Below are 21656 nucleotides of genomic sequence, written 5' to 3'. Positions count from 1 at the left end.
AATGAAAATCACTTCTTTATTTGCCGACAAGCCCTATAGCGCCGTGGCGATTGCAGTCTGTTTCGGCGTGCTATTGTTGTTGCCTTGGCTACACCTGTTGTCTCCTGATTCGGCCTTTTATCTGTCCGCTTATTGGATTACCTTGATTGGCAAAATCATGTGTTTGGCCTTGGTGGCTTTGGCATTGGATTTGGTCTGGGGTTATGCCGGAATTCTAAGCTTGGGGCATGGTTTGTATTTTGCCTTGGGCGGTTATGCCTTTGGCATGTACCTGATGCGTCAATCCGCAGGTAACGGTCTGCCTGATTTTATGCGCTTCCTCAGTTGGACCGAGTTGCCTTGGTATTGGATCGGGACTGAGCATATCGCTTGGGCCTTGGCTTTAGTCATTCTTGTACCAGGTTTGATCGCATTTATCTTTGGCTTTTTTGCTTTTCGCTCCAAAATCAAAGGCGTGTATTTCTCGATTATTACCCAAGCCATGACCTTTGCTGCAGCGTTACTATTCTTCCGTAATGAAACAGGCTTTGGGGGCAATAATGGTTTTACAGGCTTTAAAACAATTTTGGGTTTTGATATTACCTCTGCACCAATGCGCGCAACGCTATGCTTTGTGACTGCGTTGATGTTGATGTTGTGCTTCCTTGGTCTGCGCCAACTGATGAATCGTCCTTATGGGCGGGTCTTGGGTGCAATTCGTGACAGTGAAAATCGCTTGCAATATCTTGGCTATCGCACGTTGTGGTACAAGCTGTCGGCATGGGTACTGTCGGCGGTGATTGCCGGTATCGCAGGGGCGTTATATGTGCCGCAGGCGGGCATCATCAATCCAAGTGAAATGAACCCCGTCAACTCAATCGAAATGGCGGTGTGGGTGGCTGCGGGTGGACGTGGCACTTTGATTGGGCCGATTTTAGGGGCAGGTTTAATCAATGCAGTAAAAACCTACTTCACTGTGGCTGCGCCAGAAGCGTGGTTATTGATCTTGGGGGCGCTGTTCATTGTGGTGACCTTGTTCTTACCTAAGGGTGTGATTGGTTTATTTGACCGTTTTAAAAAGGAGCGTGATTAAATGAGTGATGTATTAATAGACTCAGCTCAACATGGCGGTCAACTGGGCGAGGGCTATGGTCGTGCCAAGCCACAAGGCGCGGATTTTAGCCACGGCATTGCCTTGTATCTGGAAAAAGTCAGTGTCTGGTTTGATTCATTTCGGGCTTTAAATGACCTGTCGCTGTACATTGCCGAGGGTGAGTTACGTTGCATTATTGGACCAAATGGCGCAGGAAAAACCACGCTGATGGATGTGATTACTGGTAAAACCCGTCCAACCACAGGCACGGCATTTTTTGGGCAAAACTATGATCTTGCCAAAATGAGTACCGAGCAAATTGCCGAAGCAGGCATCGGTCGAAAATTCCAGAAACCAACAGTATTTGAAAATTTTACTGTCATGGAAAATCTACTGTTGGCAGCACCTCGAGATAAACGGGTGAAGAAAAGCTTCTTTTCTCGTTTAGACCCAGAAGCGCAACTGGCTTTGGATGAAAGTCTGGAACAGATTCGTTTAAAGGAGTTTGTACACAAGCCAGCGGGTCTACTGTCACATGGGCAAAAGCAGTGGTTGGAAATTGGTATGTTACTGATGCAACGACCAAAGTTAATTTTACTGGATGAGCCAGTTGCAGGTATGACCGATGCTGAAACTGAGCGCACCGCTGAACTGTGTCTGGAACTGAAAAAAAATCACACCCTTGTGGTGGTTGAACATGATATGAGTTTTATTGACACCATCAGCGAAAAAGTCACGGTATTGGCTCAAGGGGCAATCTTGGCCGAGGGTACATTGGCAGAGGTTCAGGCCAATGAAGATGTGATTGAAAAATATTTGGGACGCTAGGAGAGGCACATGTTAGAAGTGAAACAAATTAATCAATTCTATGGTGGCAGTCATATTCTGCGTGATGTGTCTTTTAACGCGCCTGTGGGTGAATGTAGTGTGGTCTTAGGCCGTAATGGGGTGGGCAAAACCACCTTGCTGAAATGCTTGATGGGGATTCTGCCGATTAAGTCAGGGCAAATTCTGCTGGATGGTAAAGACATTGCCAAAATGTCCCCAGAGCAACGGGTGCGCGCTGGTTTGGCGTATGTGCCGCAAGGTCGCGATATCTTTTCGACTTTAACGGTAGAAGAAAATATTTTAATTGGCATGGCTAAATTTTCAGGGGCTAAGACCCGTAAAGTGCCGAGCCATTTATACGAGATTTTTCCTGTGCTGGATGAAATGAAGCACCGCCGTGGCGGAGATTTATCTGGTGGTCAGCAGCAGCAGCTTGCGATTGCTCGAGCGTTGGCTTCGGAGCCCAGTGTTTTGATTCTAGATGAACCGACCGAAGGGATTCAGCCCTCGATTATTAAAGATATTGGTCGGGTGATTCGTAAGTTAGCAGATCAAGGCGAGATGGCGATTATTTTGGTCGAGCAGTTTTATGATTTTGCCGAAGAGTTGGCGGATGCGTATACCGTGATGGCGCGTGGGCAGGTGATTGCACAGGGGCTAGGGGCAGAAATGCCTGAAAAGGGGATTCGGGAGTTGGTGGCGATTTAAAACACTCGAAAGAGATTTTCCACCTACGGCCTGATTAAACAGTGATCATTGTGGAATCTTATTGTTTTATATCTAATCTTAGGATAAACCTGCGGTTCGCCCTACTTTGGTTTCGCCCAAAGTAGGCAAAGGCATTGTCATCTACAAAACCTGTTCGCTTCTTTCACTACGTCAAATGATATTGCAAAGACAGTCTCTTGCGAATACTACGCAGGTTGTAGATGACATTTCCGAGTATCATATTTGAGGCTGACTTTTGATGGTTTGTTAACCTTCAACCTTATAAAACGTACCGCCAGCATAGACATTGTGTCCAAAGCCACATGAGGACTCACCATTGTTTTGTTCAACCTCAATTTTTTGACCTAGATTCGGGTCATTGGCAAATTGAAGTTTGATTTGACAGTCCTCATAGCGATAGCTGGCTTGTTTTGACTTGAGTGGCATACTCGTTTCAAACTGCCCCATATTGGGTCCATAGATCAAGCCGCGCAGCCCGAAGTAATAGCCATCAAAGGCAATCTGATATTGATTCTGCTTTTTACTGACCTTGAGGTAATCCCATTGCCCAAAACCATTGGCGCGGACATAAGTCCCTTGTAGATCAGAAGATAATTTGGGCTTCGGGAGCTGTTTTAAGTTGTATTGACTGGTTTTAGAATCCTTATCTCTGAGAAACCAAACTTTTGCCCATTGAGGTTTGCCTAATTTGGCATAACTCAAGCCGACATTATTGTTGGCAATTTCAATGTCTCGGTCACTGACCTCAATCCCGCTTTCATCTGCATTGGCCTGACAGAAATGCGCCCAAGCAGCCTGCTCTTCAAATTGATTGGCTGCATTGAAATATTGTTTTTGATCGTAAAGCTTTTTACCTGTTTGCGCATATTGCTTTACTTTGGCACAACCTTGCTGCAATTCTTGTTCAAAAGAAAGTTCGGCAAAGCTCGCGCTTGAACTGATTGCCATGGCGAGGCACAGACCGAGTTGAGATGTTTTAATCATTGTTGGCTATTTTTGAAATGAAGTCTTGTTTTCATTTTAAGCCATAATCGAGTTGCCTGACAGTACGCTAAAAGTGAGCTTTTTATTGAGATTCTGTGAGTTGCAGTTGCATCCAGACCAAATCGCGCCATGTGCCAAACTTTTGTCCCACTTGTGGCATATAACCGGTTTGAATAAAGCCAAGCTGTTCGTGTAGCACAATCGAGCCCTTATTTTCACTATCAATCGCAGCCACCATGATATGCATGTTTTGCTGTTTGGCCAGATGAATGAGCTGTTGCATCAGGGCTTTACCCAGACCTTGACGAGCATAGCTTGGGTCAACAAAAACAGAATGTTCAATGCTTTGGCGATAACCACTGATGGTCCGAAATGCAGTGTAATAGGCATAGCCTGCCACTTGATGGCTATTCAGGTCTTCGACCACGATCATGGGAAATTGTTGTTGCTGCATGCCGTGAAAACGTTGCTGATAATCTGTTAAGGAAACCGCCTGATCATTCCAATTCGCCGTCCCATTCAGGATTTCTCTATTATAGATCGCGAGGATTTGTTCGAGGTCATCAACTGTGGCAAAACGAATGTGGAAATGTGTGGCTAAGTTAGAAGGGGCAAGTGCAATATTTTCAGACATGGGCAAAGGTCATCGAATCAGACAAAACACAAGATAAGGCATTGGGAAAGCGGCAAATCATTTCAGGTTTATATTCAGCGATACCAACAAAAACAGCAAGGAAATCCTTGCTGTTTTTTTAACATTCTAATCAGATTAGAAATGGTATTTGATCAAAGCGCTGACGTTGTTTTCGTCACGGTTTTTCATACCAAATTTGTTATTCCAAACTGAATGCTCAACACCTAAATAGAGGCGGGTGTCTGGTGAAATGTGTTTACCCAAGTTCCACTTGTATTGTGTGGTCCAGTTGAGTTCACTGGCGTGATCTTTTTCGCCTGTTGACCAGTCAAGGAAACCATCCACCAAGAAATCTTCGTTGGATACTTTAAATGGCAAAGCATAAGCAATGGTCATTTGGTAGTCATCAGCGGTATTTTCGTTGTTGGCACGGTAGAAGTTTACATTCGCATATTGGAAATATGGAATCGCAAGATCAAAACCGACACCATACAAGAAGTTGTCAAAACTAGCGAAGTCATCATTGTTGCTTTCCCAAGTGGTTGAGATCAGCACATCTTTGATTGGACCAAACGCAAGTTTTTGACCTGAAATTTCACCCAAGCTTAAACGTGGAGAAAGCTCGAAATAGGTGCTTTTGTGGTCATCGCTGCCACGCATGCGATCCATAAAGAAGAATACATCGGCATATTTTATTTTTGCCGCATATTCAACTGTGATCGTTGTTTGCTTTTCATCAACAACTTCGTAGTTTTCACCGTACAAACCGGTCAAGCTAAAATCTTGCCAAATCGGCTTTGCTTGAGTGAAAGCGGCTGTAGATACCAATAAACCTGTTGCTGCAAGTTGCTTCAATTGCATTTAAAAAATCTCCCCCCAAAAGGCGTGTCAAGGATACAAGGTATTAAGCAAAAATAAAGCCAAATTTGACCAAATGAACAAAAGAATTGTATATGCAGGGACGCGCCTAAAAGACCTTAAAGTTAAGCAGCTTTTTGTTGAAGATTTCATCAAAATGTCAAAAATCAGCTTGCATATTTTGGAGGAAAGACAGATATTGGAATTATAGAAGATCTTCTTACATACTGAAAAACAACAGATGCAAAGCGAGGAGACAACACGCATTTACACAATCAGAATATACAACTGCACTGAATGACTGCATGCTCAAAGTGTGCAAAGAAGAAAGTTTTGTAGCACCGTCTCACAGAAAAGAGAGGAAGATATTTATGAATATTGAAATCCGTACAGATAAAAACATTCAAGGTAGTGAACGCTTAAACAGTTATGTTCGTGCAGAACTTACACAAGAATTCCAACGTTATAGCGAGCGTATTACACATTTTTCGGTTCATATTAGCGATGAAAATGGGGATAAAACGGGCGATCATGACAAACGCTGTATGATTGAAGCTCGCCCAGCAGGAATGAAACCTGTCGCAGTGACTCATAAAGCAGCAAATATTGATAACTCGATTCATGGTGCGATTGATAAGCTAAAACGTAGTTTAGAGCACTTGTATGAGAAAAAAGAGCAGCATCGTGGTGGTTTACCTGAATATGTCGATGTAGATGACGATGTAAAAGTGGATGATGAAGCATAAAAATCGACGCATAAAAAAAGCCCTGTTCGGGGCTTTTTTTATGCGTGTATCAAATTTATACATGATTTTTTAGATGCTTTTATAAAATCCTGTCAGGATATTCGGCATAATAGACAGATTAAAAAATATTGTGAGAATTGGTCATGTTAAATAAGCAACAGCAGGCCTTGGTGCAAGCCATACAACAACTCGATTTGGACCAGGTGCAATCTTTACTTGCTGAAGGACTCGACCCGAATTTTATTGATCCTGAACAAGGACCACCTGTGTCCATGATTTGTGATGGTCTATTTGCTTGGTGGGAAAGAATCTGTGAAGCTTATGAAGCAGGTAAGCCTTTCACTGACGAAGAAAAGCAACAACAACTTAAAGTTTATTTAGATATTTTAGAAGCCTTGATTCAAGCCAAGGCAAATTTACATTTGTGGGATACCGAAGAGTTTTATGGTCCGCTTTGGGATGCGGCAAGTTCGGCTTGTGTGCCTGTGGTCCAACGCTTACTCGATGAAAAAGTAGATCCAAATACCCGTGATGAAGAAGGCCTAACGGTTTTATCTTCTATTAGTCAGCTGTTCTTTGATTGTGAATTCGATGAAATTGATTGGTCAGAATCATTGCCAGAAGAGCGTGCAACACTGGAATTGCTACGTGAACACGGTGCAAAAATGTCAAAAGAGCTCAGCGCATAAGCCAAGCTATTAAAAATAGAACGAGGAATAGAATGAAAACATTGCAAATATCGAGCTTAATTGCTGTATCTATGCTCACAAGTACCGTTTTTGCGGCTGACTTTTCTTTTGACCGCCCTGGTGCGGGGATAGGGACAGGTATTACCCCTGTAGGGCAGTTGGCATGGGAACAAAGTTTACCGAGTGTCAGCTATCAAGAAGGCAAGGTTGATGGTGTCAAAGACAAGACCTTGACCTTGAATGGTGACATGTTATTGCGTACAGGTTTAGCTGATGGCCTCGAATTACAATTGGGTTGGCAAGGTCCAGTGTGGCAGCAATACAAACGTGCGGGCACCAAAAAAGAGACCAATGGTCTGGGCGATGTCAGCATTGGTTTGAAAAAAGCCATTGATTTAAAAGATGATCGTTTATCCATGGCTTTGTTGGCTGAAGCCATTATTGCAACGGGCAATGATGAATTCACCAACCATGATGATATTTATAGTCTCACCTCAGCTGTTGCGTATGAATTTAGCGACTTGATTGGAACTTCGATCACCATGCGTTATGAAGCGCAAAACAGTGATTGGGCAGTGACTGCAATTCCTACCATTGATTATAAAATTGCCGGTAAATTATCGGGTTATTCAGAGTTTGTTTACCGTAAAGCCGAGAGCCAGGATTATGAATATGGTCTTGGTACAGGTCTGATTTATGCCTTGAATAATCGCACGCAATTGGATGCCAGCATTGGCGTTGATCTTAATGGCGATCAGAAAAGTTATAACGGTGGCTTCGGCGTATCGGTTTTATTCTAACAATAATGAATACTCCTGAATTCTCTTAAATTTACTTCTACATAAGTGGGAGGGAGGTTCAGGAGAGTGATAGTGAGATAATCATGCAAATGTCTGTTCAGACTGGGAAATCTTTCCCGCTGATGCGTTACTTTCTTGGGACTTTATTGTTGTTATGTGGGTCTTTAACTTACGCTCAAGAAAATTCATCGGCGCCATTACTCAGCCCCGAACAGGCGTTTGCATTTACGGTTGAGTCGACTGCACAGAATCAAGCGCGCTTGCATTGGTCGATTCAGCCGAATTACTATTTATATCAACACAAATTTGAAGTGCAGCAGGGCAATCAGCCTGTCGTATTGACTTTACCGAAAGCGGTGGAGCAGTATGATGAGAACTATGGTCACAGCCAAGTTTATTATCAACAAGCTGAATTTAGTATTCCAACCCAAGCTTCTCAGCATTATCGTGTGACTTGGCAGGGCTGTGCCAAGGACCGTATTTGTTATCCTCCGCAAAATATTGAATTTCAAACCGATGCAGATGGCTTGGTCAGTGTTCAGAATGTCAGTGCAAATAGCAAAAAAAGCTTTTTAGATGTGGCTCGCTCATCGAGCGCCTTAAATGCTCAAGCAGCAAGCAATGATGACGTGCAAGCTGAGCCAACTGCACAAAGCTCAACTTCAAATAACTCGGCTGGTATGGCACAAGACCAAAAATGGTCCAGCGCACTCGAACAGCATTCCTTGGCCTATAGTATTTTATTATTTTTGGGCTTAGGGATTTTACTGGCGTTTACGCCGTGTTCCTTACCAATGTTACCGATTCTGACCTCATTGATTGTGCGTGACAATAAAGGTGTTAAAGCGTGGTCAATTGCACTGACTTTTGTCGTGAGTATGGCTTTGGTCTATGCGGTGTTAGGTCTAATTGCTTCAGCAGCAGGATTGAATTTTCAGCGTTGGTTACAGCAACCTGCAACGCTGATTGCATTTAGTCTATTGTTTGTGGTGTTTGCCCTCAATTTATTTGGCCTGTTCGAGTTGAAACTGCCACAGAACTGGGTCAATCGACTGGATCAGCTACAGTCCAATCAAAAAGGCGGTACTTTGATTGGTGCCAGTGTCATGGGCATGATCTCTGCACTGTTGGTCGGGCCATGTATGACCGCACCTTTGGCTGGGGTATTACTGTTTATCTCGCAGACACAAAGTCAATGGCAAGGTGGATTGTTGCTGTTTACGCTCGGTTTTGGCATGGGCATTCCATTGCTATTGGCCAGCGTTTTGGGGGCAAAAGCTTTACCCAAAGCTGGTGACTGGATGAACCAAATCAAGGTGATCTTTGCCTTTTTAATGCTGGCATTGAGCATTTACTTTATCCGTCCTTTGCTGCCAGAGTTAGCGATTCAAATTCTCAGCTTAATTCTTGGTTTGGCTTTTATTATTTATGCGGCATATCGCCTGTTTGCACAGAAAAGTAAGTTGCAATGGTTGTATGCGATATTATTGATTTTAGCGATTCCAGCATTGGCTTTTAATCAATATCAGCATTTTCAAAGTCTCAGTTCAGTTCAGGCTGATAAGTTGGCCGAATGGCATGTGGCAAAAACAGCAGATGAATTTCAGCAGATTTTAGCCAATGCACCCAAAGACCGTGGCATTGTGATTGATGTCTATGCGGATTGGTGTGTGGCTTGTCAGCCGATTGAGCATCGCATTCTAAAAGATGCCGAAGTCCAGCAGGCGTTATCGGGTTATTATTTAATTAAAATGGATTTAAGCCATTATGATGCGTCACACCAAGTATTGTTAGCACAGTGGGATATTTTAGGACCACCAACGTATTTATTCTTAGATCAGCAACAACAAGAAATTCGCTCGCTACGCTTAACGGGTTCATTCCAAAAAGCTGAGCTATTACAACAATTGGCTTTATTTAAAGGGAAACAATAACAATGTATCAGCTCTTTATCGGCAATAAAAATTACTCCACGTGGTCGATGCGTCCATGGATTTTACTTACACAAGCAGGGATTTCCTTTCAGGAGCATGTGCTTCAATTTGATAGTTTTGACGCAGACAGCCAATTTAAAACAGAGATTCTAAAGCTCAACCCAACGGGTAAAGTCCCTGCGCTTGTGAATGGCGAACTGGTGGTCTGGGATAGTTTGGCGATTTGTGAATATATTGCGGAACAGCATCCTGAACTTGATTTGTGGCCACAAGATAAGACATTACGGGCTAGAGCACGTTGTATTAGTGCAGAAATGCATAGCAGCTTTCAAAGCCTACGCAATCTCTGCCCCATGAATGTAGAAGCGGATCTAGGTCATATTGGCAAACAACTCTGGGCCGAACATGCGCAGTTACGTGCTGATGTGGCTCGAATTGATCAGATCTGGTCTGAACGTCCGAGCGAAGACGGCTTTTTATGTGGCGAGTTTAGTATTGCAGACGCATTCTATGCACCGGTGGTGATGCGTTTTGAATGCTATCAACTGCCACTCTCCGCATCCAGCCAAGCCTATGTGCAAAAAATCTTGTCTTTGCCATCGGTACAGCAATGGATTGACGAAGCCAAACAAGAGCAGATGTTTGTGCCTTTTGATGAACCTTATCGTCAACATCGAGAAGAATTTTTGAAAGCATAAAAATCATAAACAAAAGCTATCGATTTTTATTGCTTATTTATATTATGGTGTTCTCTCTCAACCATAGAGAGAACATATATACATGTTTCTAAAAATATATAAACAAATATGGTTTGCCTCTCATCGATTTGATGAAAAATCAAAAAAAAATGTAATTGCTATTGTTGTTTTGGTGACTTTGGTTAGCTTAATCGATTCTGTTTTACCCTACATGATTAAATTGATTGTTGACCGTACACAAGATAATCAGAATATTCACTATATTTATTTGCTGGTCATTTCATATTGTTTTGCATGGTTACTCTCACAGATATTGGAATGGACCAAAAACGTGTTGACCGGATTGGTATCATCTAAACTTGGATCATCGATCCTCATTCTTGCGCTTGAAAATTATTTAAAGATTGAGAAAAGTCAGCAGGATAAGGTGGATATTGGTGTTTTTAACTCGGATGCAATGCGAGCAAGTAATGCATTTGCTCAACTTACACTTTCATTATTACTGGTCTTCTTCCCTATCGTTTTTCAGTTGATTTTTATTACCTGTATTTTATATGTCAATATTGATCCGCTGTTTGCTTTAGGCTTTATTGCCATGGCGCTTTTTATCTTTCTTGTGACCAATGTGATTAATCGTGAAAGTAAAAAATATTATGAACCTCTCTACTCGGTTAGAAATACTTTAAATAGCAAGTTTTTAGAAAAAGTAAGTCACTATTATGAAATAAAAGCCAACCATTCGATTGAATTTGAAGTGGATGGATTCAAAAGAAAAGTAAAAAATCATGTTGATCAGACTTTTCATAGTCACTATAAAATTGGCCAATTGATGGTCTTCCAAATATTTTTAATCTTTATTTTTCTAATTATATTTTGGCTTATATCGACCAAACTTTTTGAATTGGATCAAATTACTTCGGGTGATATGGTTATGATCAGCTCCTATATCATGATGCTCACCATGCCATTTTTGATGATCTCACAGCAAATTAATTTGATTGCAGGACATATCGTTGCAATCAAAAAGTTTTCAGATTATTTAAATATGCCAAAAGAGGAGGTCGGGTCTGAAAAATTTCAGGATCAACGATCCTTATTTTCATTTCATCAGGCTGTAGTGGAAGTCGGTGGGCGTGTAAAACAAGCTTTTGATTTAAGTTTCGACAAGGGAAAGGTTTATGCAATCATCGGGCAAACGGGCTCGGGTAAATCGACCTTAATTAATTATCTATTGGGTTTTTATAAAATTAAATCTGGTCAGTTACGTTATAAAAATCTGGATATTAGTCAGCTTTATTCAAAATATATCTTTGAGGAAATTGCTTTTGTTGGGCAAAATTATTCTGTTTTTACGGGCTCTTTGAGAGAAAACTTAATCTATAACTCAAGGTATACATACCAGGATGATGAAATATACCTGTTGTTGGATTTATTTGGTCTCCAGGATGCCATTTTAGATAAAAATTTATCATTGGATGATGATATCAATGAATATCTAAAAAGTTTTTCAGGGGGAGAAAAGCAGCGTTTAAATATTCTTCGCGCTGTTCTGAAAAAACCAAAGTTATTGATTTTAGATGAGCCAACTTCGGCACTAGACTCAAATACAGCATTAAAGATCATCATCTTTTTAAAAAGCCATGTTGAGACTCTGATTATGATTACTCATTCTAGAGAATGTATTAAGTTAGCGGATGAAATTATTGATGTAGAGCAACTCTTTCAGGATGGTTGATCAGAAAATTTTCCAACCATTTCAGGTAATGGTTGGAAGATATCTAATCAATGACAAGATCAGTAAATATTTTCACTTGATTACGCCCCGCAGCTTTGACTGCATACAAGGCTTGATCGGCCTGACTGATGATCAAATGTGGCTCATCGGCACTGAGTGAACTACTAATCCCAAAGCTGGCGCTCACGCTAAATTCCTGCTTATATTCTGTAATAAAGCGCAGTTGTGATACTGCATGACGACAGCGTTCAGCTACGTTCTGTGCTTGCATCGTCGGCGTGTTGGGCAGCAATAAAATAAACTCCTCTCCACCAAAACGACCAATGCTATCTTGATCACGTAGATTACTTGCCAAACATCGTGCGACTTGGATCAGCACTTGATCGCCCATGCTATGCCCATACTGGTCATTAATCGTTTTAAAATGATCGAGATCAAGCAAAATAATGGAATAGAGCGGGTGGGGGTGTTGATGCAATTTATTTAAATAGCTACTGATACTACGTCGATTGAGTACATTGGTCAGCGGATCAAGACGACTGAGAATCTGAATGGTCATTTCCCGCGTTCGCCATTGCGTCAGTAAAATTTCAAATAAGAATAAACATGCCAATAAAATTGGCAATAAAAAAAATACCATACTGCCGACCCAGAATGGATGCATCGGTACTTCATTTAGGCGCTGCATATTAAACAAAGGCGCATAAGTCAGCATCCCAATCATGCTCAGGTAGTTGCATAGCAATAAGGCAAGTGTTGCTGGAATCAAAGCGCAATACACCATCCTGCGGTCAAACAGCACTAGGCCCACACCCACCACACTGACATAACCCACCATAGTCGCTGGGCTAAAACTTCCTGCTAAATAGCCTTTATGGCATAGCATTGCAGTAAAAATCTGCACACTGAAGATAGGTAAAACATTCTGCGCCCAAGTTCGATCCTTAAACACATGGCAAGGAATAATCAGCAGCAGCATCACAGTTAGCGTAATCAGACTGGTAATTAAGTGCGAGCGCACAATCCCAAGATTAACCCATTCAGAATACTGTGGATGTATCAGGACAAAAATATCCCAACTGATCCAAAACAGGCTCATAAATGCAGCAAGTATCAGTAATAAAATACTTTTTTTGAGTATGGTCCAATTGACGACAATATGATGTTCCCAAGAAAGCTTAAAGCCCCATCCTTTTGTGTCAGTTGACCGATTAAAACGAATCTTCACCATTGGCATGCATCCTTTTATGCAATGAGATTCCGAGTAACTGTAGATCTGTCGTCAAAATACCGAAGAACGATTATTGAAATAACAATAACATCTTTAGAATGAGAAAAAAGTCTAGCTCTGAGCTTTTTAATGCAAATCAGGACGGGAAAAATTCTTTGATAAATCAGCTCTTATCAGAATATCCAATGACTTTTATTTTATGATGACCAAAGGGAATTAAGAATGACAATGGTCAGACATAGCTGACCATTTTTTACACAATTTTATTTTGCTTAGTCACGATCGAGAGCATGCGCAAACTCTGCGATATCTGCCAAAGCTTGCTTTGCCTCAGGGAACCAAGCATTAAACATTTGGAAATTATGCCACATGCCGGTATACAGCTTGAACTGAACTTTGACATCGGCTTTTTCCGCTTTTTCTCTAAAGCGTTTTGAATCATCCAATAGAATTTCTTTAGAGCCGACTTGTACCAAGGTCGGTGGAAGCCCTTTTAAATCATCAAACAACGGTGAAACACGTGGATCATCGGTTTGAATATTATCGCTAAGATAATGATTAATACCTGCCTGTAAGGCCTCAATAGACAACAAGGCATCATGTTTCTGGTTAAAGCGTAGCGATTCACTGGTTAAGGTGAGATCAAGATAAGGCGACATCAGAATCAAGCCACTTGGCATCAGTTCAGGTTGTTGTTTGAGACGCAAACACAGTGCCAAGGCAAGGTTTGCACCACAAGAATCGCCTGAAATAATGATATCTTTCGGTTTAATGCCTTGTACCAATAGTGCTTGATAGACATCAAAAATCGCGTCAATCGCTTCGGGATATGGATGCTCAGGCGCAAGTGGATAATCGACATGAATCACTTGCATTTGAGTACGTGCTGCAATATCGGTCATCAAAGCACGATGCGTGTTTAAACTACCGAGGAAAAAAGCACCACCGTGAATGTGGAAAATCAGTTGTGTGGCCGCAGCTTGGGCTTTAATTTCTTCACCACGCACACCAGCCAAGCGGATTGGGCGGACTTGTACTGTTGGATCTTGGGGAAAGAGACGACACAGTTGATCGAGTAACGGACGTAATGCATTTGGGGCCAAGTTAAATTGGCTGGGTGTCCGAATCGTCGCTTTAAGTAAGGATTCAGTAAAATAATATTTCCAAACAGTAGCAAATTTCATAATTTTTCCATATTGTTAGATCAGTATAGCAATAAGAAAGTTCTTGAAAATAAGCTATGTCTAAGCACGACGATAAAATCTGAAAAAATGTGCACTATGACACTCTTACTCAGGTTATACCAAATAGTCATAATCAAGAATTGCAATATTGATTGAAGTTCTCAATACTTTCAGTTTGAAAGACCCCTTAAGGATATTACAAAAATGAAGAAAATTGCTTTAGCATTTGGATTGCTCGGTTTGACAACTTTTGCCAATGCAGCGGATGCGCTGAATGGCAGTGTTTGGCAGACCATTGATGATGAAACAAAACAGCCAAAGGCGATCGTGAAGTTCACGGAGCAAAAGGATGGAACTCTGACTGCGTCGATTCAAAAGTATTTAGTGGCTGGCCAAGAAAATGCCTGCTCTAAATGTGAAGGAACCTATCACAACAAACCACTCAAAGGTGTCACCATTGTACATAGCCTGAAAAATGTCGGTGGTGTGAATTATGATGGTGGTTCAATTATCGATCCTAAAAATGGTAAAACCTATAAATTGAAAGCTGAAATTATCGAAGGTGGTAAAAAGCTGAAATTACGTGGCTATATTGGTGTCGCTGCTTTAGGTCGTAACCAGACTTGGATTCGTACCAACTAAGCCAGATTTAAATAATAAAAAAAACCGAGTCATGAGACTCGGTTTTTTATTGCCGCTTATTTATAGCATTTAAGCGGATAAAGCTTGATAAGTGGCTTCATCAAAGCCAATCACAAAACCTTGTGGGGTTTGCAGTACAGGACGCTTAATCAGGCTGGGCTGTGCGATCAGGGTGTCAATCAGGTTCTGTTCATTGTTGGTGGCATGTGTTTGCTCATCCACGCTTAATTTGCGCCATGTGGTGCCTTTTTTATTGAGGACTTTATCTGCGCCAATGTCTTTTAGCCAGATCGTTAAAGTGTCTGCATCAATGCCTTGTTTTTTATAATCATGAAATTCGTAATGGATCCCTTTGGCTTGTAATGCATCAAAGGCTTTTTTCATCGAATTACAATTTTTAATACCATAAATTTTGAACATGTGAAAAACCATAGAAAACAATAAAAGATATAAGCTAAAGCCTAACGTAAAAGAAGGGGGATGTACCAGTTGAAATTTTTTATCATGTTGATCGGTCATGTGTATGAAGCAGAAATGACGAAAATGATCATGTGCTTTGAGCAAACCCGCTAAAGACAAATCAAAGCAAGAAAATCTAAGATCTAAAAAAGAGAAAACCCGCATATAATCTTCCTGATTATGCGGGTCTCATTTCAACGTCCAATGTCTCATCCATGCAAATAAACTTAATCTAAGTTTATTTTATCTTCCTACGGCGTCCTATCCCTTTTTGGTCATCCTGACCGCTTCCCTGTGCCGTGAAGCTATAATGCCGTTCTAGAAGTGAAATAAAAATATACAAAAGCGACAAGTTATGTAAGCTAAAGAAGCGGTCAAAGTGAACAAGTGTTCACTTATTCGTGTATTTTATAGTCGATAATCACCGGTGCATGGTCGCTAAACCATTGTTCTTTATACACCCATGCATTTGTTGTGCGTGCTTTCCAGTCTGGAGAGCATGCGTGGTAGTCGATACGCCACCCAACATTTTTCGCACGCGCTTGACCGCGATTTGACCACCATGAATACAATTCTGCTTCAGGGCGAACTTCGCGGAAGCTATCCACATAACCCAACTCATCATAGATATGATCGAGCCAAGCACGTTCATGTGGCAGTACCCCAGAAGATTTCTGGTTGCCTGACCAGTTTTTAATATCGATGCGTTTATGCACGATATTGTAATCCCCACAGACAATGATTGATTTATTTTCATCTCGCCACTGTTTGAGTATTTTGGCGTATTCTTGTAAAAACACGTCTTTGCGTGCTTGCGCTTCGTCACCACTTGATCCTGATGGTAAGTATAACGAGGCAATATGAACAGTTTGTGACAAGCCTAAATCAAATTCAGCGCTGATAAAACGACCTTGGGAATCGGCGAGTTCAAAGCCTAAACCATCTTTTACCGACACGAATGGCAGACGGCTATAAATCGCTGTGCCTGCATAACCTGCGCGTTCAGCAGGGAACAGGTGGGTATACCAGCCTTCGGGTTTAAATTTATCGGTCCATTGTTCATGGGTGATGCGGCTTTCCTGCATACACACCACATCAGCACCCGACTGTTCTAACCATTCGAGCAGGCCTTTGGTGACTGATGAGCGCAAGCCATTTACGTTAATTGAAACGACTCGAAGAATTTTTACATCACTTGGATAGCTATCCTTTGGTATCATACGTCTGTTTAACCTCAATTGAAGAATTTGGAGCACTTTATATGACAACGCCTGTGTCATTTCATCCGCAAGCTTTTATCGAACTCGCATTATCACGTGGAGTGCTTAAATTTGGTGAGTTTACCTTAAAATCAGGCCGTGTCAGTCCTTATTTCTTTAACGCAGGTTTGTTAAACGATGGTGAAGCACTGTCTTTATTAGCGCAAGGCTATGCTGATAAGTTGGTACAGTGTGACAATGTTGGTGTGATTTTTGGTCCAGCGTATAAAGGAATCCCTTTTGTTGCGGCAACAGCTGTGGCATTGTCTCAAGTGCATGGCAAAAGTGTACCGTGGGGCTTTAACCGTAAAGAAGCTAAAGATCATGGTGAAGGCGGTGTGTTGGTGGGTGCATCGGTCGCAGGTCAAAAAGTCTGGATCATTGATGATGTGATCACTGCGGGGACTGCGATTCGTGAAGTCGTGACGATCTTGAAAAATGCAGGTGCTGAAATTGCAGGTGTATTGGTGGCGCTAGACCGCCAAGAACGTGGTCAAGGTCAGCTTTCTGCGATTCAGGAAGTACAAAAAGAACTCGAAATTCCTGTGCATGCATTGATTACCATGAAAGATTTGATGGATTATTTAGATGCAAAAGGCGAAAAAGATGCTTTAGCCAATATGCAGGCGTATCGTGAAAAATATGGCATCTAAGTTTTAGATGTAAAAGAAAAGGAAGCAAAGGCTTCCTTTTTTGTTATAAGGATCTAAGTTTAATTTTTTTTATAAATTGCTGTTTTTTTCTTAAAATAAAATATAAGACCATTCCAAAAAGCATTCCTAATATAATTGAATTTATTCCAAAAATTTTTATATCAGATATTGTAATTAGAAAAGTGAGTATTGCTGGTTCTTGTTCGCCTTTTACACTAAAAGCATCTAAGAAACTATTTATAAGTGTTGATAATAATGCTAAACCAGCTAATGTGATCACAAACTCTTTAGGAAATAAAAATAAAAGTGATGTTATGGTAGCACCTAAAATACCAACCAAGACGTAAAAAAAGCCTGCAATAACAGAAGCGATGTAGCGTTTACTTTTATCTTCATGTACATCAGGGCTTAAGCATAATGCAGCACTTATGGCAGCTAAATTTGTTGAAAATGCCCCAAAAGGTGCAAAAATGGTATTGAAAAAACCAGTTATTCCAACGGCTTGATTTGTAGGGCAAGGATAACCAAATGATTTGATTATGGAGACGCCAACTAGATTTTGAGAAACCATTGTGATAATAAAAAGTGGAATAGTGATATTCCAAATAGAATGAAGGTTGAAAATTGGATTAATAAATATAGGCTTTGTTAATTCAAATGATATTGGTATATTGTTGAGACCTCCTTGGTAAAGGGTGAAAAAAACGCCTATAGTTAATGTTGTTAATATGCTATATCTTGGAACGAATACTTTGCTTAAAAAGTATGAAATAGTCATTGCTATGATTAAACTTGTATTTTTTGAATACATTTCAATTATTTTTAAACAGAAAGGAAGTAATATTCCAGCTAGCATAGCTGATGTAATTGTAGTAGGGATGTGGCTAATTATTTTTTTAAATAATGATGAAAATCCAGCTATTGTAATTAATAGGCCACTTATTATAAATGCTCCGATAGCTTCATTTAAGGTGGTCTGATGGCCATTAATTGCTAAATATGCTGCACCTGGTGTAGACCAAGCAGCAATAAGTGGAATCTTATAATAAAGGGATAGAACTATACTTGATAATCCGAGTGTTAAACCAAGCGCCCAAATCCATGATGCAATTTCTGCTGAATTCGCTCCTAAAGCAGTAGCTGCTTGAAAGACGATAATAATCGAGCTGGTCACACCCACAAGGACTGTAGTGAAACCAGCTGCAAAAGCGGAAACTGAAAAATCTTCGATAAAGCTTTTAATATTCATCTAGATCAAATTTTTTTCGTAAGTTACTTCTGCGTTAGAAGTTGTGTAAAAGTTCATTTTTTCCCAAAACTTATTAGCAATAGCATTATTCTTTTCTACAAAAAGAAAGTAACGTGCTATACCTCTATTTCGAAGCTCTATCTCAAATTTATTGACTAATACTGTTCCTATACCATATCTTCGATAAGCATTATTGATAGCGACATGATTTATTGTAGCTCGGGTTCCTAAAGTTCCACCGATTAGGATAGCTACTATTTGATTAAACTCATTACTTGCTGTAACAATAATAGTATTAGGCTCTTGTATAATTTTTTTAAATTCATCTATAGAACTTTGGGATACGAACGATACTTCTGAATGATGACTAAAAAAATTTACAATATCTTGGGGAGGCATTGTTTTTTCTAAATGATATTTAAAATTATCTTCCTTAGATTTTAGTGGCATAATCGGTCCCCGGTCGAGAAAATGAAACAGCAATAATTTGGCGATATGCATTTTCCTGTGTAGCAGTTGTTGGTGTTACGTAGTGAAGCATTTCTTTATCTAGGAAAAAAGTCGTATCTAATATTTGACTATAAGTGGTTGCTGCTAATTGATTTTTATCCTTGTCAAACAATTGACTTTCCGCACCATTAACGTTTTCTCTTCCCCAGAAATGTACACCACTGTAGGGATAGCCATCTGAATGGATACCTTCTGGTGTGATTTCTAAAGTTTTGTTTTTATATATTTCAATTCTTATTTGATGGATTTGACATTGCCAAATTTCTTTCTTTAGGTTTTCATCTAATAAGCCAGAAAAAATTTCAAAATTAATATCAATTAGTTGCTTTAAAATAGGGTGTTTTATTATTTCGGTCTCGAAATCTCCAAAATGCCTATCTTTTCCCCCTACATATTTATTTAATTCTGTAGATTGATGGTATAGCCTATGCTCAAGTTGGCTAATTTTTTTTGTGACAGGGTCATAGTCAAAGTCACTATATCTTCTGAATCGACGTCCTGAATCTTTTTGCCCAAAATAGATATCCTCTGGCATATTTTCCCAACTTTGACTAAATTCAATGAACTCAAGAAAACCTCCTGAAAGTGAAAATGATTTTCCTGTTACATTAGAAAAGCCAAATTCTTTTATTTCATTAATAACTTTCTCTTTTTCATTGGATTCAATTGATAGCATTATTTTTCTCACATTTGGCTGGTTGTTAGTTTTTTTAATGTTATATATTTTGATGGTTATGTAAAATTTATTTTATCAAGTGGTTGGTTTTTCTATTTGTTTTTTTACGCATAAATCTACTTTTATTGTCATTTTGGGTCTTTTTTGAAAAAAAGGTAAAATTTATTTTTTATGAATAACAATATATTATATTTTCTTTTTGTTAAAAAATAGAAAAATTAATATTTATTTATTTTGGCATTTTCTGTTGAGAATAATTGATTAATATGTTTTTGTATAGGGTGTCAAAGCTTTTGCTGATTTTTTGTGATTAATAATGTGAAATTTAAACCTAAACATTCTGATCTAATATTGCAGGCATCAAGATTTCTTTAGCACAGCTTGCTTTATTAGTTGAAATAATAAAATGAATCGCCTGAATCACATCGGTTAAAGGGATAAGAGAATATTCAGTTTGTTCTAAAACGTTTTGAGTTGGTTTATCAATCTCATATTCACTGGCCAGATAGCCCAAGTTCAGCACACTGACCCCAATCAAGTGCTCACGTAAGATTTCTCGAAGGGATTGCGCAATGCCCCTTAACGAAAATTTGGTTGTGAAGAAAACAAGTTCTTTACCGTTATGGTTATCAACATCCCACGTTGAGCCGATTAGAATGATTTTGGCATTATCGGAGAGTTTGAGATTTTCGATCAATGATTGAATCGCCAATACAACTTGAGTGATTGGCCAAAATAGCACAGGAATAAGAAAGAGCGCGTCTATAAACGTGAATCGGACCATTATTTTTAGTCGTTCCCAGTTAGTATTTTCACAAAAAATATTCGACTATTCCGCTGAGCAATTTTTTATCTCGTCTATATTTTACAAACGAGTACTCATCCATAGATGGGTAAGTTTCCAGCGCTGATCTTTAAATTTAAATTCATAGATAATGGCATCTGAAGGGGCCATTTTAAACATACCAAACCACACCCGGACATGTGTGGGTGAAATAACCTGCCAAAAAACCACTGAGCTTGAAACCTGTCTAGGGTTTAATCCAAACATATTGACTTCAACTTGTTTGGCTGGGGTATTGGAAAGGACAATAGAATCCTTGAGGGACCAGTGTCCTAACTCTTGCATCCCCATATAAGAGGCCAAACTAAAGGGAAGTGAATCCTGAATCTGGTTTGAAAAAGCACTTAAGCTTACTTGCGAATCGGCATCTGCAGGTGCGCAGAACATATTTTGAAAAAGAGAAATTAAGGCCTGATCCTGTTTGATAGCCAGTTGCCCTTTTAATAACGTTGTAAAAGGGGGCGTCTGTTTTCGACAAAATAGTGATTCAATATAAACACCATCGGGGGTGGATGTAACTTGAGTATCTTTTGACTGACCGAATAGTAATGCACCGATATCTTGATAAACGGCCTTTTCTTCTGTACTGATCTTTTTATCTGCAAAACTGTGACTCGATTGCAGTAAAACGATACTGGCAAATACATATTTAAGTGTGCTTTTCATTCAAAATTATCCAATTTAATTAATTGCTTAATGTTTTAGTCTTGTAGGGGGTGCTCATGTAGTTCGATGTAAATTATTTTTCCGGTTGCTTGATCAATCGCAACACTGGCTTTTTCAGTTTCAAATTCTTTGACGTTCCGATGAGGATTGGTATTGGTGTCTTTGTGAGTCTTTAGTTTTTCCGTCACTTCTTTTTCGCTGTCATCACTGAAAAGACCGAGGGGTAACTTGTGTCCTTTATAGTTTGCAAATGAAACCTCTTGATCAGGTAGATATAACTTGATCGAGACAATTTTTTTATTCTTTAACAGCATTTCGATGCCATTTTGAGGAAACATTAAGCTTTGATCATAGAAATCAAGCTTAGGAAATTCGTCATTCCAGAATTGATTGCTGAGCTGGGGCATTTCTTTGGGTTCGAGTTGATGAACAAATAGCTCAAAATTTTTACTTTCTGTTGTTTCACCCAAAAGATCAAAATATTGATCTGGATCATCAATATATTTTGCATTCATACAGGCGGTAGATAGCCCACATAAAAAGAGAATTGGAATTATTCTGTACATCTGCGTTGAT

The 21656-nt window shown here is 39.8% G+C and carries 23 protein-coding genes and 1 pseudogene; 11 read left to right on the top strand and 13 right to left on the bottom strand.

Annotated elements, in window-relative coordinates:
* The first annotated feature begins 1 nt into the window (after position 1).
* From urtC to urtE, 3 genes are read left to right on the top strand one after another with little or no spacing between them, the layout of a single operon-like run.
* Positions 2 to 1072 carry an urea ABC transporter permease subunit UrtC gene (urtC, locus tag MN869_RS13255; RefSeq protein WP_243308059.1) on the top strand — a complete coding sequence of 357 codons (1071 nt, stop codon included), beginning with the start codon at positions 2 to 4 and terminating at the stop codon, positions 1070 to 1072.
* On the top strand, positions 1073 to 1900 hold the full coding sequence (gene urtD / locus MN869_RS13250; RefSeq protein ID WP_004657105.1) for an urea ABC transporter ATP-binding protein UrtD: 828 nt from the start codon (positions 1073 to 1075) through the stop codon (positions 1898 to 1900). It begins immediately after the preceding gene.
* A gap of 9 nt (positions 1901 to 1909) precedes the next feature.
* Complete coding sequence (urtE, locus tag MN869_RS13245) at positions 1910 to 2608, top strand: urea ABC transporter ATP-binding subunit UrtE (RefSeq protein WP_243308050.1); 699 nt, start codon at positions 1910 to 1912, stop codon at positions 2606 to 2608.
* Between the two features lie 267 nt (positions 2609 to 2875).
* Here the strand turns inward: urtE and MN869_RS13240 are convergent, their stop codons facing one another.
* From MN869_RS13240 to MN869_RS13230, 3 genes are all read right to left on the bottom strand, one after another.
* Entirely contained in the window at positions 2876 to 3613 is a 738-nt protein-coding gene (locus MN869_RS13240; protein ID WP_243308049.1) for a hypothetical protein, read from the bottom strand.
* 82 nt (positions 3614 to 3695) lie between these two features.
* Positions 3696 to 4247, bottom strand: a complete 552-nt coding sequence (locus MN869_RS13235) for a GNAT family N-acetyltransferase (RefSeq protein WP_243308047.1) — start codon at positions 4245 to 4247, stop codon at positions 3696 to 3698.
* Between the two features lie 135 nt (positions 4248 to 4382).
* Positions 4383 to 5108 carry an outer membrane protein OmpK gene (locus MN869_RS13230; protein ID WP_243308044.1) on the bottom strand — a complete coding sequence of 242 codons (726 nt, stop codon included), beginning with the start codon at positions 5106 to 5108 and terminating at the stop codon, positions 4383 to 4385.
* 368 nt (positions 5109 to 5476) lie between these two features.
* Here MN869_RS13230 and MN869_RS13225 point away from each other — a divergent pair, with 368 nt between their 5' ends.
* From MN869_RS13225 to MN869_RS13200, 6 genes are all read left to right on the top strand, one after another.
* Positions 5477 to 5851, top strand: a complete 375-nt coding sequence (locus tag MN869_RS13225; RefSeq protein ID WP_171550875.1) for an HPF/RaiA family ribosome-associated protein — start codon at positions 5477 to 5479, stop codon at positions 5849 to 5851.
* 143 nt (positions 5852 to 5994) lie between these two features.
* Positions 5995 to 6540, top strand: a complete 546-nt coding sequence (locus tag MN869_RS13220; protein ID WP_171550874.1) for an ankyrin repeat domain-containing protein — start codon at positions 5995 to 5997, stop codon at positions 6538 to 6540.
* A 32-nt stretch (positions 6541 to 6572) separates the two neighbouring features.
* On the top strand, positions 6573 to 7340 hold the full coding sequence (locus tag MN869_RS13215; RefSeq protein WP_243308042.1) for a transporter: 768 nt from the start codon (positions 6573 to 6575) through the stop codon (positions 7338 to 7340).
* 83 nt (positions 7341 to 7423) lie between these two features.
* Positions 7424 to 9274, top strand: a complete 1851-nt coding sequence (gene dsbD, locus MN869_RS13210; protein ID WP_243308039.1) for a protein-disulfide reductase DsbD — start codon at positions 7424 to 7426, stop codon at positions 9272 to 9274.
* A gap of 2 nt (positions 9275 to 9276) precedes the next feature.
* Positions 9277 to 9972, top strand: coding sequence for a glutathione S-transferase family protein (locus MN869_RS13205; protein WP_243308037.1), 696 nt, complete (start codon positions 9277 to 9279; stop codon positions 9970 to 9972).
* 82 nt (positions 9973 to 10054) lie between these two features.
* The gene (locus MN869_RS13200) at positions 10055 to 11707 is read left to right on the top strand and encodes an ABC transporter ATP-binding protein (protein WP_243308035.1); all 1653 of its coding nucleotides are present in this window, start codon (positions 10055 to 10057) and stop codon (positions 11705 to 11707) included.
* 43 nt (positions 11708 to 11750) lie between these two features.
* Here the strand turns inward: MN869_RS13200 and MN869_RS13195 are convergent, their stop codons facing one another.
* Together MN869_RS13195 and MN869_RS13190 are read right to left on the bottom strand one after the other, a co-directional pair.
* Positions 11751 to 12938, bottom strand: a complete 1188-nt coding sequence (locus tag MN869_RS13195; RefSeq protein ID WP_243308026.1) for a GGDEF domain-containing protein — start codon at positions 12936 to 12938, stop codon at positions 11751 to 11753.
* A gap of 272 nt (positions 12939 to 13210) precedes the next feature.
* Positions 13211 to 14122, bottom strand: a complete 912-nt coding sequence (locus tag MN869_RS13190; RefSeq protein ID WP_243308024.1) for an alpha/beta hydrolase — start codon at positions 14120 to 14122, stop codon at positions 13211 to 13213.
* A 204-nt stretch (positions 14123 to 14326) separates the two neighbouring features.
* Between MN869_RS13190 and MN869_RS13185 the strand changes: the two genes are divergently transcribed.
* Positions 14327 to 14764, top strand: a complete 438-nt coding sequence (locus MN869_RS13185) for a DUF2147 domain-containing protein (protein ID WP_241328434.1) — start codon at positions 14327 to 14329, stop codon at positions 14762 to 14764.
* A 69-nt stretch (positions 14765 to 14833) separates the two neighbouring features.
* Here the strand turns inward: MN869_RS13185 and MN869_RS13180 are convergent, their stop codons facing one another.
* Together MN869_RS13180 and MN869_RS13175 are read right to left on the bottom strand one after the other, a co-directional pair.
* The gene (locus MN869_RS13180) at positions 14834 to 15184 is read right to left on the bottom strand and encodes a Spx/MgsR family RNA polymerase-binding regulatory protein (RefSeq protein WP_243308021.1); all 351 of its coding nucleotides are present in this window, start codon (positions 15182 to 15184) and stop codon (positions 14834 to 14836) included.
* 434 nt (positions 15185 to 15618) lie between these two features.
* Entirely contained in the window at positions 15619 to 16443 is an 825-nt protein-coding gene (locus MN869_RS13175; RefSeq protein ID WP_243308020.1) for an exodeoxyribonuclease III, read from the bottom strand.
* Between the two features lie 41 nt (positions 16444 to 16484).
* Here MN869_RS13175 and pyrE point away from each other — a divergent pair, with 41 nt between their 5' ends.
* A complete protein-coding gene (pyrE, locus tag MN869_RS13170; RefSeq protein WP_004657130.1) occupies positions 16485 to 17135 on the top strand; it encodes an orotate phosphoribosyltransferase in 651 nt (216 codons plus the stop codon).
* 43 nt (positions 17136 to 17178) lie between these two features.
* Here pyrE and MN869_RS13165 read toward each other — a convergent pair whose 3' ends face one another.
* From MN869_RS13165 to MN869_RS13140, 6 genes and pseudogenes are all read right to left on the bottom strand, one after another.
* Positions 17179 to 18384, bottom strand: coding sequence for a benzoate/H(+) symporter BenE family transporter (locus tag MN869_RS13165; protein WP_243308018.1), 1206 nt, complete (start codon positions 18382 to 18384; stop codon positions 17179 to 17181).
* Complete coding sequence (locus MN869_RS13160) at positions 18385 to 18834, bottom strand: GNAT family N-acetyltransferase (protein ID WP_243308009.1); 450 nt, start codon at positions 18832 to 18834, stop codon at positions 18385 to 18387.
* Entirely contained in the window at positions 18818 to 19570 is a 753-nt protein-coding gene (locus MN869_RS13155; RefSeq protein ID WP_243308007.1) for a 2OG-Fe dioxygenase family protein, read from the bottom strand. The genes MN869_RS13160 and MN869_RS13155 overlap by 17 nt, the downstream gene beginning before the upstream one ends.
* 331 nt (positions 19571 to 19901) lie before the next feature.
* A pseudogene (locus MN869_RS13150) lies at positions 19902 to 20285 on the bottom strand (hypothetical protein); the annotation flags it as partial.
* Positions 20286 to 20435: 150 nt separating this feature from the next.
* Positions 20436 to 21080: a hypothetical protein gene (locus tag MN869_RS13145; protein ID WP_023271115.1), complete on the bottom strand. Its 645-nt coding sequence runs from the start codon at positions 21078 to 21080 to the stop codon at positions 20436 to 20438.
* 35 nt (positions 21081 to 21115) lie between these two features.
* Positions 21116 to 21595 (bottom strand): hypothetical protein, encoded by a 480-nt coding sequence (locus MN869_RS13140; protein ID WP_243308005.1) that lies wholly within the window; start codon positions 21593 to 21595, stop codon positions 21116 to 21118.
* Between the last annotated feature and the right edge of the window lie 61 nt (positions 21596 to 21656).

This window comes from Acinetobacter sp. NIPH1876 (genome assembly GCF_022808535.1).
GTDB lineage: Bacteria > Pseudomonadota > Gammaproteobacteria > Pseudomonadales > Moraxellaceae > Acinetobacter > Acinetobacter higginsii.
Note: the sequence above shows the minus strand (reverse complement) of the source record. Positions and strands in the feature narration are given on the sequence as shown.

What these genes read in the sequence shown, in the direction of transcription:
- urtC (WP_243308059.1), top strand. Translation starts at nt 2, where the DNA reads ATGAAAATCACTTCTTTATTTGCCGACAAGCCCTATAGCGCCGTGGCG.
- urtD (WP_004657105.1), top strand. Translation starts at nt 1,073, where the DNA reads ATGAGTGATGTATTAATAGACTCAGCTCAACATGGCGGTCAACTGGGC.
- urtE (WP_243308050.1), top strand. Translation starts at nt 1,910, where the DNA reads ATGTTAGAAGTGAAACAAATTAATCAATTCTATGGTGGCAGTCATATT.
- MN869_RS13240 (WP_243308049.1), bottom strand. Translation starts at nt 3,613, where the DNA reads ATGATTAAAACATCTCAACTCGGTCTGTGCCTCGCCATGGCAATCAGT.
- MN869_RS13235 (WP_243308047.1), bottom strand. Translation starts at nt 4,247, where the DNA reads ATGTCTGAAAATATTGCACTTGCCCCTTCTAACTTAGCCACACATTTC.
- MN869_RS13230 (WP_243308044.1), bottom strand. Translation starts at nt 5,108, where the DNA reads ATGCAATTGAAGCAACTTGCAGCAACAGGTTTATTGGTATCTACAGCC.
- MN869_RS13225 (WP_171550875.1), top strand. Translation starts at nt 5,477, where the DNA reads ATGAATATTGAAATCCGTACAGATAAAAACATTCAAGGTAGTGAACGC.
- MN869_RS13220 (WP_171550874.1), top strand. Translation starts at nt 5,995, where the DNA reads ATGTTAAATAAGCAACAGCAGGCCTTGGTGCAAGCCATACAACAACTC.
- MN869_RS13215 (WP_243308042.1), top strand. Translation starts at nt 6,573, where the DNA reads ATGAAAACATTGCAAATATCGAGCTTAATTGCTGTATCTATGCTCACA.
- dsbD (WP_243308039.1), top strand. Translation starts at nt 7,424, where the DNA reads ATGCAAATGTCTGTTCAGACTGGGAAATCTTTCCCGCTGATGCGTTAC.
- MN869_RS13205 (WP_243308037.1), top strand. Translation starts at nt 9,277, where the DNA reads ATGTATCAGCTCTTTATCGGCAATAAAAATTACTCCACGTGGTCGATG.
- MN869_RS13200 (WP_243308035.1), top strand. Translation starts at nt 10,055, where the DNA reads ATGTTTCTAAAAATATATAAACAAATATGGTTTGCCTCTCATCGATTT.
- MN869_RS13195 (WP_243308026.1), bottom strand. Translation starts at nt 12,938, where the DNA reads ATGGTGAAGATTCGTTTTAATCGGTCAACTGACACAAAAGGATGGGGC.
- MN869_RS13190 (WP_243308024.1), bottom strand. Translation starts at nt 14,122, where the DNA reads ATGAAATTTGCTACTGTTTGGAAATATTATTTTACTGAATCCTTACTT.
- MN869_RS13185 (WP_241328434.1), top strand. Translation starts at nt 14,327, where the DNA reads ATGAAGAAAATTGCTTTAGCATTTGGATTGCTCGGTTTGACAACTTTT.
- MN869_RS13180 (WP_243308021.1), bottom strand. Translation starts at nt 15,184, where the DNA reads ATGTTCAAAATTTATGGTATTAAAAATTGTAATTCGATGAAAAAAGCC.
- MN869_RS13175 (WP_243308020.1), bottom strand. Translation starts at nt 16,443, where the DNA reads ATGATACCAAAGGATAGCTATCCAAGTGATGTAAAAATTCTTCGAGTC.
- pyrE (WP_004657130.1), top strand. Translation starts at nt 16,485, where the DNA reads ATGACAACGCCTGTGTCATTTCATCCGCAAGCTTTTATCGAACTCGCA.
- MN869_RS13165 (WP_243308018.1), bottom strand. Translation starts at nt 18,384, where the DNA reads ATGAATATTAAAAGCTTTATCGAAGATTTTTCAGTTTCCGCTTTTGCA.
- MN869_RS13160 (WP_243308009.1), bottom strand. Translation starts at nt 18,834, where the DNA reads ATGCCACTAAAATCTAAGGAAGATAATTTTAAATATCATTTAGAAAAA.
- MN869_RS13155 (WP_243308007.1), bottom strand. Translation starts at nt 19,570, where the DNA reads ATGCTATCAATTGAATCCAATGAAAAAGAGAAAGTTATTAATGAAATA.
- MN869_RS13145 (WP_023271115.1), bottom strand. Translation starts at nt 21,080, where the DNA reads ATGAAAAGCACACTTAAATATGTATTTGCCAGTATCGTTTTACTGCAA.
- MN869_RS13140 (WP_243308005.1), bottom strand. Translation starts at nt 21,595, where the DNA reads ATGAATGCAAAATATATTGATGATCCAGATCAATATTTTGATCTTTTG.